The organism is Pedobacter sp. WC2501, assembly GCF_052682415.1.
This window is the reverse complement of the sequence record NZ_JBQZFI010000001.1, coordinates 135,927-151,188: the sequence shown is the minus strand read 5'-3', so window position 1 is coordinate 151,188 and position 15,262 is coordinate 135,927. Positions and strand designations below refer to the sequence as shown.

12 protein-coding genes are annotated in these 15,262 nt (G+C 37.7%); 5 read left to right on the top strand and 7 right to left on the bottom strand.

The window, feature by feature from the left end; genetic code table 11:
• Nucleotides 1-466 precede the first annotated feature (466 nt).
• From ACUN24_RS00720 to ACUN24_RS00710, 3 genes are all read left to right on the top strand, one after another.
• Complete coding sequence (locus tag ACUN24_RS00720) at nt 467-2,101, top strand: amidohydrolase (protein ID WP_445560806.1); 1,635 nt, start codon at nt 467-469, stop codon at nt 2,099-2,101.
• Nucleotides 2,088-3,905, top strand: coding sequence for a serine hydrolase domain-containing protein (locus ACUN24_RS00715; RefSeq protein ID WP_445560805.1), 1,818 nt, complete (start codon nt 2,088-2,090; stop codon nt 3,903-3,905). Before ACUN24_RS00720 ends, ACUN24_RS00715 begins: the two co-directional genes overlap by 14 nt.
• Nucleotides 3,906-3,980: 75 nt before the next feature.
• Nucleotides 3,981-4,502: a hypothetical protein gene (locus ACUN24_RS00710; protein ID WP_445560804.1), complete on the top strand. Its 522-nt coding sequence runs from the start codon at nt 3,981-3,983 to the stop codon at nt 4,500-4,502.
• A gap of 63 nt (nt 4,503-4,565) precedes the next feature.
• On the opposite strand, the gene ACUN24_RS00705 is transcribed toward ACUN24_RS00710, so the two are convergent.
• The 5 genes from ACUN24_RS00705 to ACUN24_RS00685 form a co-directional block, all read right to left on the bottom strand.
• Complete coding sequence (locus ACUN24_RS00705; RefSeq protein ID WP_445560803.1) at nt 4,566-5,171, bottom strand: tetratricopeptide repeat protein; 606 nt, start codon at nt 5,169-5,171, stop codon at nt 4,566-4,568.
• Nucleotides 5,172-5,335: 164 nt separating this feature from the next.
• Complete coding sequence (locus ACUN24_RS00700) at nt 5,336-6,055, bottom strand: sterol desaturase family protein (RefSeq protein WP_445560802.1); 720 nt, start codon at nt 6,053-6,055, stop codon at nt 5,336-5,338.
• Nucleotides 6,056-6,126: 71 nt separating this feature from the next.
• Nucleotides 6,127-6,714: a Crp/Fnr family transcriptional regulator gene (locus ACUN24_RS00695; protein ID WP_445560801.1), complete on the bottom strand. Its 588-nt coding sequence runs from the start codon at nt 6,712-6,714 to the stop codon at nt 6,127-6,129.
• A 136-nt stretch (nt 6,715-6,850) separates the two neighbouring features.
• Nucleotides 6,851-7,693, bottom strand: a complete 843-nt coding sequence (locus tag ACUN24_RS00690) for a DUF6929 family protein (RefSeq protein ID WP_445560800.1) — start codon at nt 7,691-7,693, stop codon at nt 6,851-6,853.
• 98 nt (nt 7,694-7,791) lie between these two features.
• The gene (locus ACUN24_RS00685; protein ID WP_445560799.1) at nt 7,792-8,754 is read right to left on the bottom strand and encodes an isopenicillin N synthase family dioxygenase; all 963 of its coding nucleotides are present in this window, start codon (nt 8,752-8,754) and stop codon (nt 7,792-7,794) included.
• A 269-nt stretch (nt 8,755-9,023) separates the two neighbouring features.
• On the opposite strand from ACUN24_RS00685, the gene msrA reads away from it, so the two are divergent.
• Nucleotides 9,024-9,623 (top strand): peptide-methionine (S)-S-oxide reductase MsrA, encoded by a 600-nt coding sequence (msrA, locus tag ACUN24_RS00680; RefSeq protein ID WP_445560798.1) that lies wholly within the window; start codon nt 9,024-9,026, stop codon nt 9,621-9,623.
• Between the two features lie 126 nt (nt 9,624-9,749).
• Here the strand turns inward: msrA and ACUN24_RS00675 are convergent, their stop codons facing one another.
• Nucleotides 9,750-11,051: a hypothetical protein gene (locus tag ACUN24_RS00675; RefSeq protein WP_445560797.1), complete on the bottom strand. Its 1,302-nt coding sequence runs from the start codon at nt 11,049-11,051 to the stop codon at nt 9,750-9,752.
• A gap of 385 nt (nt 11,052-11,436) precedes the next feature.
• Between ACUN24_RS00675 and ACUN24_RS00670 the strand changes: the two genes are divergently transcribed.
• A complete protein-coding gene (locus ACUN24_RS00670; RefSeq protein ID WP_445560796.1) occupies nt 11,437-12,954 on the top strand; it encodes a malate:quinone oxidoreductase in 1,518 nt (505 codons plus the stop codon).
• A gap of 847 nt (nt 12,955-13,801) precedes the next feature.
• Here ACUN24_RS00670 and ACUN24_RS00665 read toward each other — a convergent pair.
• Complete coding sequence (locus ACUN24_RS00665) at nt 13,802-15,034, bottom strand: IS4 family transposase (RefSeq protein WP_445565116.1); 1,233 nt, start codon at nt 15,032-15,034, stop codon at nt 13,802-13,804.
• Between the last annotated feature and the right edge of the window lie 228 nt (nt 15,035-15,262).

Here is a 15,262-nt window from a genome sequence, read left to right as displayed (position 1 = left end):
TTGCCTACTGGTATTTAATTAACTCAAGATATATTTTCCGTGCTTCTGTGTCTCCGTGGCAAAAAAAATAATTGTTGCTAGTCTTGGCGGCGACGCTAAGAGAAAGGAAAGTGGTCTGTGGAGACACAGACCACAGCGTAAGGACAATTACCATAAGCAAAGTGATGAATTGACCGATTACGAAGAGTCGTCCCCCTGACTTGTTTCTTGGTTTTATTAGTGAATAAAATGTTATTATTTAAATGGCCTGTTTAGGACACCGAACACGGATTTGGCTGTCATTCTGAACGCAGTGAAGAATCTTTTGCCGATGAAATAAAGTCAGTTTATTCGTTGATTAGCCAGTAAGAATTCAACAGATGTGCTGATCGGTTACAGATGTTTCGTGGCTCAGCATGGCAATAGTACTCTTCTGTAAAATCGAATTTACAAAGTCAAATGCTTCCAATTTTCTATCTTTATCGATATGAAATCCATTTTATACGGTCTTTTTCTAGTTATACTGTTCACTTCTTGTTCCAGGAGAGAGGCGGTTGATATAATTGTTTATAATGCAAAAGTTTATACCGTTAACAGTAAATTTGATACGGTTGAGGCATTCGCAGTAAAAAATGGTAAGATCCTGGAACTTGGCACGAGTGATGATATCAAGTCAAAATATGCTGGCAAAGAAGAGATTAATGCCGGGGGTAAAGCTGTTTATCCAGGTTTTATAGATGCCCATGCCCATTTTTATGGCTACGGACAAAGTTTGCAGACAGCTGATTTAAGAGAAACGAAATCATGGGATGAAGTGCTTAAGCGCTTATCTGATTTTGCCAAAACGCATCCTGATGGTTGGTTAATTGGCAATGGCTGGGACCAAAACGATTGGGTCAATAAAGCCTTCCCAACAAATGAAAAGTTAACCGCACTTTTTCCTGATCGCCCGGTATTTTTAAACCGTATCGATGGGCACGCAGCCATTGCCAACCAAAAAGCGTTGGATGATGCCGGAATTAAAAGTGAACAGAAATTAGTGGGTGGTGATATGCTTACCGAAAATGGAAAGCTCACTGGTGTGTTAATTGATAACGCTGTAGCCCTGGTAGAAAGTAAAATCCCATCACCAGATGCTAAACTGGCCGAAAAAATATTTATCGACGCGCAGAAAAATTGCTTTGCTGCTGGCTTAACCACCATTGATGATTGTGGACTGAGTTACCTGGCTGTAGAATTCATCGAAAAATTGCAGAAAGAGAACAAGTTGAAAATGAGACTCTATGTAATGCTCTCTGATGAGCCTGATAATTATAAATACCTATTCAGTCGTGGGCCGGTTAAAACCGATCGGTTAAATGTTCGGGCTTTTAAAGTTTATGCCGATGGTGCTTTAGGTTCGCGTGGTGCCTGCCTGCTGCATCCTTACAGCGATATGCCAAATAAAATAGGTTTTTTATTAAGCGATCAGAAACATTTTGAAGAGGTAGCTACAAAAATTGCTGCCAATCATTTCCAGATGTGTACCCATGCCATTGGCGATTCGGCCAACCGCATCATCCTGAATATTTACAATAAAATTTTAAAAGGTAAAAACGATCAGCGTTGGCGCATCGAACACGCACAGGTAGTTAACGCTAAAGACTTTGACCTGTTCGGGAAAGCCAGTATTATCCCTTCCGTGCAACCTACACATGCCACTTCCGATATGTATTGGGCTGGACAGCGTTTAGGTGCCGAAAGGTTAAAAAGTGCTTACGCCTACAAACAATTATTAAAGCAAAATGGTTGGATTCCTTTGGGTACCGATTTCCCGGTAGAAAACATTAATCCATTATTAACGTTTTATGCAGCAACAGTGAGAGCAGATGCAAAAGGCTTTCCGAAAGGCGGCTTTCAGATGGAAAATGCTTTAACTCCTGAAGAAGCCTTACGCGGAATGACCATTTGGGCCGCCAAAGCCAATTTCGAGGAGGAAGAAAAAGGAAGTTTGGAGAAAGGGAAATTAGCCGATTTTGTTATCCTCGATCACGATATTTTAAAATCAACACCACATAACATATTAAAAACCAAAGTCTTAAAAACCTATTTGAACGGAGAAAAAGTATATGAAGCGAAATAGATTGTGTATCCTGGCTGTAGCATTTTGCTGCAATGTTTTATGTTTAATGGCTTGTGCACAGGATCATACAGCGAATGAGAAAAAACTGGCTGTTGCCAATGCGATTTCTAACGCAACGGTGTTGTTAAACAACCAGGATGGAATTATTCCTTTAAAATCATTAGAGAAGAAAAATATTGCTTCGGTCAGCCTGAGTTTTGCTTACAGTACCGTTTTCGATAGTTTGGCAAATAAATACGATAAGATCACCTCATTTTCTGCCGATTCTTATAAAGATAGCTTGAATTTGAACGATTTAGAAGATGACCTTAAATATTTCAATACCATTTTAATTTCTATTGATGATCAAAATGTAAACAAAGCCAGATACATTAATTTCATTAACAGTATCAGTAAAAATAAACAGGTAATTATATCTTTTTTTGGTAACGGACCGGGTTTAAAATCATTCGATCTGGTAAAATCGCCAATTGTATGGACCGGTCAAAACAATGCAGATGCTGCTGCCATTGTGCCTCAATATATTTTTGGTGGCATTGCGGCTTCGAATAAGTTAACTACTGCTTATTCTTCTCGTTATACTACCGGTTCTGGTTTTACTACAACAGCCATCCGCCTAAAGTACACTGTGCCCGAAGATGCAGGTTTAAATTCGAACAACTTAAAAGAAATCGATGCCATTGCTGCCGAAGCGATCGCGCAGAAAGCTACACCAGGACTGGTGGTTTTGGTAGCGAAAGATGGGAAAGTGATCTTTAACAAAGCTTATGGCACTCATACTTACGATACCAATGTGCCAGATAAGGTGACTGATATTTTTGATCTTGCTTCAGTAACTAAAATAACGGCGACCACACCTGCGGTAATGCGTTTGTTCGAAGAAGGAAAGTTAAAATTAGATACCAACATCGGTGCTTATATCCCTAAAGCGCGTACAACCCCAATGAACAATATCCAGGTGCGCGAGGTAATGTTGCACCAGGCAGGTTTTATCCCTTACATTCCTTTTCACGATTATGTGAAAACAGGCGACTACAGCAGAGATTCATCGGCAGCTTATCCAACCAAAGTAGCCGATAACTATTATATCAAAAAAGGCTTTTTTAAAGATTTTATGTGGCCAAAAATGCTCAATTCGCCAATAAGAACACGTGGTAAATATGTGTATAGCGATATCAGCATGTATGTAATGAAGGATATTGTAGAGCATATTAGCGAAGAGCCTTTAAATCAATATGCCTACGAAAACTTTTATAAACCATTAGGCATGCAAACTGCAGGTTTTTTGCCACGCAACCGTTTTAAACCAGAGCAGATTATCCCAACGGAAATGGATACCTATTTCAGGAAAACACTTTTAGTTGGCTATGTTCACGATCAGGGGGCAGCTTTGGCTGGTGGTGTTTCAGGTCACGCAGGTTTGTTTGCCAGCGCTAACGATCTGGCTATTATTTACCAGATGCTGTTGAACCGTGGTACCTATGGTGGGGTGGAGTATTTTAAAAACTCAACAGTAGATATGTTTACCTCGAAACAATCAAATGTGAGTCGCAGAGGTTTGGGTTTCGATCGTTGGGATCCGGATAGTACCAAACATTACCCTTCTAATTTAGCTTCACCACAAACTTATGGTCATACCGGTTATACCGGAACCTGTGTTTGGGTAGATCCGTCACGTGGTTTGGTTTATGTGTTTCTGTCGAACCGGGTTAACCCTACCGTTACCGATAAACTTTCTAACCTGAAAATCAGGGGTAGGATACAAGATGTGGTCAACAAAGCAATCGACGAATCGAAGAAATAGAATCACCTGTAATCATTGATCAAGTTTATTTTTATTCGTAATTTCAGAACACAAACCTAAAAAAAGCTTCATACTATGAAATTAATTAAAACATTAACTTTTTTACTGCCTTTTTTGGCAGTGATTTCAATCGCAAATGCACAGCAGATTAAAGATGGAGAAACCGTAGAGGTAAACGGAATTGCCGTAACCTATTCTGTTATCAATAAAGAAAAGTTAACCATAAAAGACCAGGATTTCGACCGCTATAAAATTTTAGCTTCTATAAAAAACAATACGGGTAAATCTTTTAACATCCGTTTGGCCAATTCATTGGATCTGTCGGGTATAAATAGTTCGAAGATAATAGAATTGGATTGTGTGAATGCCACAGGCGCGAGGTTAACTTCAAAAAAGGTTCAGGTGAGCATGAAAAGTCATTTAATTAATGTCACCTATCCTACAAAAGATAAAGACGGAAAATCAACTACAGCGATTCTTCCGGTTACAGCCGGATACTACTTTGATGAAGGACAGGTAATTGAAAATGATGCAATTTTTATTGTGCCGGCTGGAGAAGTGCCGAAGGTTAGTGTAAGGAGTTTGTTGAAGAATTGAAATTTGGAGTTGTCAACTTTAATAGCACCTGGCTAGAAAGTTGACAACTCTCCATTAGGATATTTAATATTCATCATCAAGTATACTCACGCAATCAGCAGCGTTTTTCTTTAGCCTTTCATCAAGCGAAGCAATGGCTGCATTATCCTTTAAGCTCCGGTATAAATTAGTAATGATTGTTCTGGTTTCATCATCAGGATCACAAGCCTGTGATTTTTCTAAATAAGGTAGTGCTTTCAGTGCGATGACTTTATATTGGGCATAAAATTCGCCATGCGCTTTTAAATCTTTCGCTTTTCCCGCTTCGTTCATCTTTGCGCCAATGGCATTACATTTTTTAACGAAAATAAACCCTAAGGCCCTGTAAGGAACATAATAAGCTGGTGTAATTTTAATGGCTTCCTGGTACTTTGGGATTGCCTTTTCTATTTCTCCGGTTTCTTCATAAAGCCTTCCTAAATGATAGCTCACATTGCCCAATTGAGTTTTGGTAAGTTCAGGAGTTCTTTTAATCAGATCCTCTGCCATCTGAATAGCTTTTGGCTTTTTGGTATCAGTCATTCTAATCTGAGAGTAATCCCAATATAAATCCTTAATGCTTTTGTTCTGAGCGAAAGAAAATTGTGCTGCCGCTAGGACAATTAGGAGCGTTAATAAGCGTTTGTTCATAGATCGTTAATTTTTGTCGAAAATAATAATTTAGGTTGAGTTAATTTGATAAAAATGCGTTAAGGGAATTCAGGGTTGTCAACTTTCCTAACCCACTTGTTAGAAAGTTGACAACTCTCATAAATATATCATTTTAATTCCAAAGGGTCGATGATAAAAAACGATCAGTGTTTATGTACATCTTTAAACCTGATCATATCAAATAATCGTTGTTCCTTTTCATTGTCGAATCCACACGAACTTTTAAATTCTTTTGGGTTTTCATACGTTCCGAATAGCATATCCCACCAAACAATATCTCCGTAATTATGGCTATGTTTTTCATATTCGTGGTGAATGCGGTGCATCTCCGGCCTTTGAAAAATGTAACCGATCCACTGTGGGGTTTTCACATTGGTGTGATAGAAAAATTCTCCTAATGCAGTGCATAGGGTGTAAATGGCTCCAGCTTCAGGGTTTAAACCTAATAGAGTATAAACTAAAAGGCTTCCAATGATAGAATTTACAGTCATCTCCAAAGGGTGTTTATAAAAAGAAGTAATGACTTCTAGGCGTTGGGGGCTATGGTGAATCTGATGAAAACCTAGCCATAAAAAATCTACAGTATGCCTCCAACGGTGCCACCAGTAAAAGATGAAAGTTGCAATAAAGTACGCAATAATTCCACCAAGCCAGTTGGGTGTATAGTTTGATAGATGAAATAACGAAATTGAAGACAACCATTTTTCCCAGGTAAAGCCTGCCAATACAACAATGCTGAGTTGTATAAAGTTAACACCTAAAACCCTGATGGTCCACGTGGATACGTGTGGTAATTTCCAGCCTGGTTTAATTCTTTCAATAAGAAAGCAGCATCCGAATACGATAAAGATTATAACTAACATAGATTTGAAATTTATTTATCAAATCTAGTGGTTGATCAGTTGCTGGCTTTTGATAAAAGTCAAAAAACAAATTACTTTCTAATTCTACTCAACGTTTCCTGCGAGATACCTAAATAGGAAGCAATATGACCTAAAGAAATCCTTTGAAATAGCTGCGGACTCCTTTTAAGCAATTGCTCATAACGTTCTTTTGCACTTAACATCCGCAGTTCGTTGGCCTGTATCTCGTTACGGATATAATAATACTCTGTGAGTTTCCGGCCGATAAAATTAAACTCCATAAACTGGAGGTACATTTCGTCAAGTTTTTCTCTTTTTACTACTATTAAGGTTGTGTCTTCCAAGGTTTCAATGTATTCGAAGCTGGGCTGTCCCGTGAAGAAACCATAAACAGAAATTAACAGTTCATTTTCGAATAAAAACCAGGTATTGGTTTGTTTGCCATCTTTATTAAGATAGTATACCCTGGCTCCTCCCGCTACAATGAAATATATGGTATTACTATTTTCACCCGCACTTAGCAGCGTGGTTTTTCTTTTGACCTGAGCAATATGGCTATTGCTAATAATAGCTGATTTTAATTCCTCACTAAGTGGATGAATGGCATTAAAAACGGCAAATAAACCTTGGTAACTTTCTGGATAAATCTCTTTTAGCATAATTAATATATTGGCGGGATGCCATCATCAATAGGGATCAACTCGAATATAGGATTAATAGGTTAACATCGGTTTGTAAATAAAGAATTTAGAGTTGAAAGCTTTCTGGCAAACTGAAAGTTGACAACTCATCTGCCTAAAAATTGATTGCCAATTTATAAATAACCGTTTTAAGTTCTTCGGTGTCAAGATCTTCACACAATAAAAAAGTTGTAGTATGCTCGGTTTGACTAAATAAAGTAATGCCTTCAAATTTATGTTTGCCTGAGATTTTATTGCTAAAAGTTAGTTTTAGGCTTTGTAAATTAATACTGCCAATAAAACTTCCCATAATTTCGCCATCGGCATAAGTCGATTGGCTATCTTCTGCGGTAGCAATAAAAAATATCTCATTTTTTACCAATGCAGCATCGGTAAAAGACGATTCAACGTGATTAATATTTGGAAGCTTAAAATAGTTAAACTGAGCTTGTGAAATTTTAGCTAAATCTGCTCCCTGGGTTTTGAATATGCCATTCTTTGCTTCTATTCCGTTGCCACGGTTAAAAAGCATCCACTCGGTTCCCGTAAAAATTGCCCCTTCGAGGTTAAAGTTCTGATCATCTATTTTGGCAATAGCTTTAAGTTTGGTGTAGGTACTGGTCAGGTCTTTTTGAACAAACTTTTGTGTTTTCAGGTCAAATTCGATCATCAGGTTTCTTTTGGGTGTTGAGCCAGAACCTAAAATGTAGAGCTTATTGTTATTATGACAAAGGATTTCGAAATCGGGTTTTAAGGATTTAGGTATATTTTCTAACTGATTAAGTGAGCTATCAAATAAGATCTGAATTTTCCGCAGCTTCTTGGTTTTGATATTATATTCGTTCAAATAGCCACTATTATCGCCAATTATATACAGTAAATCTTCCTGAAGGAACAAGCCTGAGGCAGAACCAATCCCATCAATCTCGGCGAAAACTTCTAAAGTTGTTGAATGCATGTTTTGAAAATAACAAAAAAGCACCGGTTTTAGCCGATGCTTTTGATCTTTCTTTACAAATCGCTGGAGACTCAAGACTGAGGACTCACGACTCCAAACTATTTCTTCAATCCAATTTCTCTTAACCTTTCGTCCAAATATTCTCCGGCAGTCATATCGCTATAAGCTTTAGGATGTTCCGCATCAATAGTTGATGGTAAACTGGTTAAATCCATATCGCTGCGTGGATGCAAGAAAAATGGAACAGAGAAGCGCGAAGTTTTCATTAGTTCACGAGGTGGATTTACCACCCTGTGCGTCGTCGATTTTAATTTATTATTGGTTAAACGCTGTAACATATCACCCACGTTCACCACAATATCAGTATGATGTGCTTTAATTGGTAACCACTCGTTGCTGCGGGTTAACACTTCAAGGCCGTCAGCGCTGGCACCAATTAATAAGGTAATCAGGTTGATGTCTTCATGTGCACCTGCACGTACCGCGTCATCAGGAATCGTCTCCGGATTTTCAATTGGGAAATAGTGGATCCCCCTTAAAATTGAATTTCCATTATGGACATGTTTGTCGAAATAATTGATTGGTAATTCCAGATAAGTAGCAATGGCACGTAATAAATGCGTTCCGTTTTCTTCCAGTTTTTTATAGATGTCGCCAGTTACTTTGTTAAATTCAGGCAGCTCCTCTAAAACTTCATTGTCAGGATATTCATTTTTAACCGGATCTCCATCGGTTACTTCCTGACCAATTTGCCAGAATTCTTTCAGGTCTGGTGTTTTAGCCCCTTTAGCGGTTTCTTTGCCGGCACTGGTGTAACCACGTTGACCAGCTAACTCTGGTTTTTCATATTTCCTTTTGATTTCAACAGGTAGCGAAAAGGCAGCTTTAATATTTTCATAAAGCTTATCAATTAATTCCTGGCTTAAACCATGGTTGGTAATGGTAACAAAACCCGAATCGTTAAAAGCCCTGCCCAGTTCATCAGAAAACTTTTTACGGTCTTCTTCGTTGCCGTTGATGTAAGAGCCTAAATCTAAACAAGGAATATACGGTGTAGACATAATTTTATATTTAATGTTATACGAATTTAAAAAGAATTGTTAATAAGTGTGTTTGACAGGTGAAATAGCTGTTTAAAAATTTGTTAATCAGAATTTTAAGTTATTAACATAAACAACGAAATCGACAAATTGTTGCGATTGTCATACAAAACCCATTATTGGTTTGATGCAAACTACTGCCTGTTTTTTTGCGTATAATTAGATGTAGATAATTCAATTTAGCTGTAAGGTTTAGGGATTATTTTCAACTAATAAATAAAAACACACACATGAATAGAATAATTTTGATCCTATTGGCTGTATTGGCGTTAAACCAGGCCAATGCACAGGGAAAAAAAACCGAAAAAGCAACTTTCGGAATGGGTTGCTTTTGGTGTACTGAAGCGATATTTCAACGTTTAAAAGGGGTGGTTTCGGTTAAATCGGGTTACGAAGGTGGTACTTTAGCCAATCCAACTTACGAAGAAGTATGCACTGGTGCTACCGGGCATGCTGAGGTTTTAGAGATTACCTATAACCCAATGGTGATTTCTTACGATGATTTATTGGAAGTTTTTTGGAAAAGCCACGATCCGACTACACTAAATCGTCAGGGTGCCGATAGCGGTACGCAATACCGTTCAGTTGTTTTTTATCACACGGCTGAGCAAAAAGCTTTGGCTGAAAAATATAAAGCAGAATTGAACAAGACCAATGCTTACGGTAAAAAAGTGGTTACTGCTATTGAAGCGGCCAAACCATTTTATGTTGCCGAAAATTATCACCAGAATTATTTCAATAAAAATGGAAGCGAACCTTATTGCAGGTTAGTCATTCAGCCCAAAATAGAGAAACTGGAAAAAATATTTAAAGCGAAGCTTAAAAATTAATAGGGGAGGTTTCTAGTGTATTCGTCATTCTCGCGTATGCGGGAATCTTATAAACATGTATAAGGTAGTAAGATTCCCAATCAAGTTGGGAATGACGAATCTCTTAACTTATCATGACGATTGCAATTAATTCCATAATCCTTTAGCTTTTTCGAGCAATTCGCTGCCTTTCTTGCCAATTTCTTTCTTTCCCTTTTCTATCGTTGATGGCTGAGTATACTCACTCACCGAATTGGAAAGCGCTTTAAACTTGCCTATAGCTGCAAATACTTCTTCGGTATAAGGAACGCCCTGCTGTTTCATCAGTTTTTCCCAATCTATCTTCGATAGGAGTGTTATCATATATTTGGTGGCAATTTTACCGATAAATGCTTTGTCGTACACATTTGTTAAAGCCTTATCTGATTTGCGGTCTTTTACATAAACTATAGTTTGTTGTAGGGCTTCGCGTTCGCTGCTAGAGAATAACGGGCTTTTGCTTAACTTTTCTAATGCTGGTAACGACTGTTCTGGTCTTTCCTTTTTTAAATTCAGGTAGGCGGTTATTCCCCAAACCAGTTCGTTTTGAATGCCCAGTTTATTCATGTCGTTTAAAAATGCCTCAAAATCTTCAAGCGATCTTTCCTCGTCAATTTTTCGCTCCATTCTCATCCGGTCGAAACCTCTAAAAAGATAATTCATGCTATGAAATGCAACATGGGTTTGCTCATCGCTTAAACGGCTCCAGCCAAAAAATGCTTTGGTATAGGGTAGTGGGATTTTCTCGTTTTTATCGAGCCACTTAATATTTCTGGAAAGACCATCTTCTGAAAGATAAAATAGGTTATTGCCAAAAAATAAAAAGCCGCGGACAAATTCGAGCAGGGTCTTAATTTCGCAATCATCAAGTAGCTCGGGCTGGGTTTTAGAACATTCGTATAATGCAAAAGGCTGCCCTAAATCTCTTGTAGTTAATACAGCCATACTTAAAATGGCATGTTCTATGTTTTGATAGTAGGCTTTGTTAAAATCTTTAAAAAAGGGAACAGGGGTTCTTGCTCCGTTATTCATGGCAATAAGTCCAGCAGTTAAGAGAGGGAAAACATCCTCGTCGGTTTCTTTTACAAACTGTTTAACCGATCGATATTCTTTATATAATCTTAAGGCGTCTATTACAGAAATGTTTTCATTTCCATGCCCGTTCACTTTATTTAAGGTTCGAACCACGCTTTGCGCCTGTTTGCTGAATTTTTGATACTCGGGCTGGGTAGTATCCTGAACAGCAGTTGAGCGGACAGCTATTTTAGCAAATTTATAAAAAGTGATCTTATCGTAGTTGATATTTTCGGCCAGTTTCTTTTTGTCGAGTTCGAGTAAAAGCTGATCGGTTTTTTCGCCAGAACAGGCAGCTAAAAATAGGACAGTGCAAAATAAAACTAAATTCTTCATGGTTATTTTTTGAGCAAATAGATTTATAAAACTAACATTTTAGGACTGGAAAAAAATCAGAATTTTAGATTCTTCTTCATTTTGTCTGTAAAACGGCTGGACTCGTTATTGAAATTTAATTTTTTTTGGTCATTTGTAAATAAAATGGCAAATATTTTAAAGGAATGTATGGCGTGATTAGCAAGTTAATAATTCGCTTTTAATAAGGGACAATTATCTTTTTTTGCTTGTTCGTATTCGAACTGTGTTTTGGATTAAAATTTGATTAGAAGTTGTCAAAAAAAAGAAAGTATTTCTAATTTTTAGGCAATTTTTTAAGATTTAATGCTTTAAAATTCGTGGTATGTTTAAAATCATTCTAAATTTGTAACTCCTTTAAACTAAGATGACAAAAAAGAAAAAGACAGTTGGTAAAACTGACGCTGATGTAATTTTAATAGGGGCTGGCATCATGAGTGCAACCCTGGGCGTTTTATTAAAACAATTAGAGCCCAATTTAAGCATAGAAATTTACGAACGTTTAGATATTGCGGCGGCTGAAAGTTCTGACGCCTGGAATAATGCCGGAACGGGTCACTCTGCTTTTTGTGAATTAAACTATACACCCGAAAAGAAAGACGGTACAGTTGAAATTAAAAAAGCAGTGCAGATTGCAGAGCATTTTGAAGTATCTAAGCAGTTTTGGTCTTACTTGGTCAATAAAGGATTGGTTTCTGAGCCTTGCAATTTTATCCGCAATATTCCCCACATGAGTTTTGTTTGGGGCAAGAAGAATGCGGAATATCTTAAAAAACGCTATGACGCATTAACACAATGTGATCTTTTTAGCGACATGCAATATACGGAGGATGCTGAGCAGGTAAAAAACTGGGCGCCATTGATTATGGATGGCCGCAAGAAAAATGAAAAAGTTGCTGCAACCAAAATGGATTTGGGAACCGATGTGAACTTCGGGACCTTAACCCGCGATATGTTCAACAACTTAAAGGAGCAAAGTAATGTGAGCATGTATTTTAACCACGAAATCCGCGATCTTAAAAAAAACAAGGACGGTAACTGGATCGTGAAAGTTAAAGATTTAGAAAGTGGAGATAAACGTAAACGTGTAGCTAAGTTTGTGTTTATCGGTGCAGGTGGTGGTTCTTTGCCGCTATTGGAAAAATCAGATATTCCTGAAGGAAAAGGTTTTGGTGGTTTCCCTGTAAGTGGACAATGGTTAAAATGTACCAACGAGGAAATTATTAAAAAGCACCACGCTAAAGTATATGGTAAGGCTGCAGTTGGCGCACCACCAATGTCGGTTCCGCATTTAGATACCAGAATGATTAATGGTAAACAAGCATTATTGTTTGGTCCTTATGCCGGTTTTTCGACTAAATTCCTTAAAAACGGATCATTTTTGGATTTACCAAAATCGATAAAATTCAATAACATCCGTCCAATGATTTCTGCAGGATTACACAATCTTGATTTAACCAAGTATTTAATCGAACAGGTAAGACAATCACCAGAAGATAGATTGGAAGCCTTAAAAGAATATTTGCCAACAGCTAAACTTGAAGATTGGGAATTGGAATATGCGGGTCAACGTGTTCAGGTGATTAAAAAGGATGAAAAACAAGGTGGCGTTTTAGAGTTTGGTACAGAGGTGGTAAGTGCTGCCGATGGTTCTATTGCAGCCTTGTTGGGCGCATCTCCTGGAGCTTCAACAGCAGTTTCTATTATGCTCGACTTGTTAAACCGTTGTTTTGCTGAAGATCTGGCCACTGAAGAATGGCAGGCAAAAATCAGAGAGATGATTCCTACTTACGGAAAATCACTTGCTCAGGATCCTGAATTGTGCAAAGCAACCAGAGATAAAACCTCGAAGGTGTTGAAAATAGAAAATACTGTGGTAGCTTAAGCTATAACAATTATAAATTTTAGAAGGTCGCGATGTAAATCGGGACCTTTTTTTGTCACCCTCGGTCTGTGTCCGCACAGACCGAAATCTGATCAATAATCAATTGTTGTTTCGCAAAACGTTCCTGCGGAATGACATCAATAATAAAACATTATTTGTGCTACCCATGATGCGTCCCTTTGGGACGGCGTATAGAATTAATATGCATGGGCATTGGTACGTCCGCGTGGGACGGTTTATGGGTAACATAAACAAACAAGATTTTTTTTGTTCCATAGGAACGTTTGATTTTTTCTCAGTATCCCCGCGCCCTCGGTCTGTGTTCGCACAGACCGAAATCTGATCAATAATCAATTGTTGTTTCACAAAACGTTCCTGCGGAACGACACCAATAATAAAACATTATTTGTGCTACCCATGGCGCCCCCTCTGGGACGGCGTATAGAGCTAATATGCATAGGCATTGGCACGTCCCCGTGGGACGGTTTATGGGTAACATAAACAAACACGGTTTTTTTCGTTCCATAGGAACGTTTGATTTTTTCTCTGCGTCCCTGCATCCTCGGTCTGTGTCCGCACAGATCGAAATCTGGTCAATAATTAATTGTTGTTTCACGAAACGATCCTACGGAACGACACATATAATAAAATATTATTTGTGCTACCCATGATGCGTCCCTTTGGGACGGCGTATAGAATTAATATGCATGGTCATTGGCACGTCCCATGGGTCGGTTTATGGGTAACATAAACAAACACGGGTTTTTTCGTTCCATAGGAACGTTTGATTTTTTCTCTGCGTCCCCGCGTCCTCGGTCTGTGTCCTCACCAATGCTATTAACTTAAGCTATTTATATGTTTGGTGAGCTCTGTTTTTCCTCTTTTTAAATGTTACCCTAATAAAGCTTCTGTCTGGTTTTATGGGTATTTTAGAAGATGCTATTAGTTTAATAAGAGATTGAATGATATGCTCTGGGTTTAGCGTATTTAGTATTTGGATAATTACTTTTCTAACAAACCTGAAAGCATTTTGCCAATTGTATTTATATTTTAGTTTTCTTTTTTTGTTCTTGTCGATCTCCTGCTGTGCCTGGATGCCTAATAAAGCTACCAGATTCATCATAAATATATGTGCTTCAAACTCCTGGAATATTCCATCAGGTTTTCGACAACCAAACTGCTCTAGTTTCATCTTTGGTTTTAGTTTTTTAAAGCCTTCTTCTACAGGCCATCTTAGGCCATAAAGCACTTTCATATTCTCTGTGCAGATATCATTCATATCAAATAAGGAAGAAACAAGTATTTCTATCTCTCCAGTTTTCAATTGGATTTTTGTAACCCTAACAACGATTTTTTCAGTATTTAACCCATGTTTTAAACAGGATTTTCTTTCATTTGGGCTTGGATCCCACTCTGTTATAAAATCGTTTTCAGTCTGTTGGGTTATCCGTTTTGCAAAACAGGACTGAGCGGTGCTTATGCGAATGCAGAAATTCTGTTTTACTGCGTAAAGGCTTTTGCAGATATGAAAATATCCAAACCCCCGGTCTAAAATAACTATGGATTTACGGCCTGGGAGTTCTTCAATGCATGCATCAAAAAGTGTTTTTTCTGTTTTCTCCATCTTTGATATCCTTTTAGAAAGAATTGCCCCACTAAAAACATCATAAAACATAAAAATCTGTGCTAAACAACTTTTTACACTACCACCTTTTTCTGAATAGATTCCAAAAAAGTCTTTTATCTGCCTGGAAGGTGGTAACCCAACAGTAGAGCCATCACCGGCAATCAATTGATATCCCCTCCAAAGTTGTGAAGGGTTCTGTTTGTGGTAATCTGCCAGTATTTTGTTCAGATCCTTAAAAAAGGAGATGGATATTTTATATCGAGCCTTAGAAAAAGCTGCACCTGTTACCGCTTTTGAGGATAAACTAGGCAAAATTGTAGAAAGATTATACTCTACAGATTCTTTAAAAAGATTTAATACGATAGATACAACAACAGGGAAGCTTAAACTCCGCTTACGGGTAAAAAAGATTGGTTCTTTAAGGTATTGGGAAAAACTGTTTTTATCCTGAATGAAATCAAATGTTTTTTTTAGGAGCCACTTTATGTTGCTCCAATTTTTGATTCGAAGAAATTATACTCATTTACTTTACTTGTTTAATAGTTAAATATCAACATAATAATTTGATTTTCAAATATTTAAAACACTAAGTTAATAACATTGGTGTCCTCACAGACTGAAATCTGATCAATAATTAATTGTTGTTTCACAAAACGTTCCTGCGGAACGACAACAATAATA

Excerpts from the sequence above, each read along its gene's own strand:
- ACUN24_RS00685 (WP_445560799.1), bottom strand. The coding sequence starts at position 8,754 with ATGTCTACACCGTATATTCCTTGTTTAGATTTAGGCTCTTACATCAAC.
- ACUN24_RS00710 (WP_445560804.1), top strand. The coding sequence starts at position 3,981 with ATGAAATTAATTAAAACATTAACTTTTTTACTGCCTTTTTTGGCAGTG.
- ACUN24_RS00670 (WP_445560796.1), top strand. The coding sequence starts at position 11,437 with ATGACAAAAAAGAAAAAGACAGTTGGTAAAACTGACGCTGATGTAATT.
- ACUN24_RS00705 (WP_445560803.1), bottom strand. The coding sequence starts at position 5,171 with ATGAACAAACGCTTATTAACGCTCCTAATTGTCCTAGCGGCAGCACAA.
- msrA (WP_445560798.1), top strand. The coding sequence starts at position 9,024 with ATGAATAGAATAATTTTGATCCTATTGGCTGTATTGGCGTTAAACCAG.
- ACUN24_RS00690 (WP_445560800.1), bottom strand. The coding sequence starts at position 7,693 with ATGCATTCAACAACTTTAGAAGTTTTCGCCGAGATTGATGGGATTGGT.
- ACUN24_RS00715 (WP_445560805.1), top strand. The coding sequence starts at position 2,088 with ATGAAGCGAAATAGATTGTGTATCCTGGCTGTAGCATTTTGCTGCAAT.
- ACUN24_RS00675 (WP_445560797.1), bottom strand. The coding sequence starts at position 11,051 with ATGAAGAATTTAGTTTTATTTTGCACTGTCCTATTTTTAGCTGCCTGT.
- ACUN24_RS00720 (WP_445560806.1), top strand. The coding sequence starts at position 467 with ATGAAATCCATTTTATACGGTCTTTTTCTAGTTATACTGTTCACTTCT.
- ACUN24_RS00700 (WP_445560802.1), bottom strand. The coding sequence starts at position 6,055 with ATGTTAGTTATAATCTTTATCGTATTCGGATGCTGCTTTCTTATTGAA.
- ACUN24_RS00695 (WP_445560801.1), bottom strand. The coding sequence starts at position 6,714 with ATGCTAAAAGAGATTTATCCAGAAAGTTACCAAGGTTTATTTGCCGTT.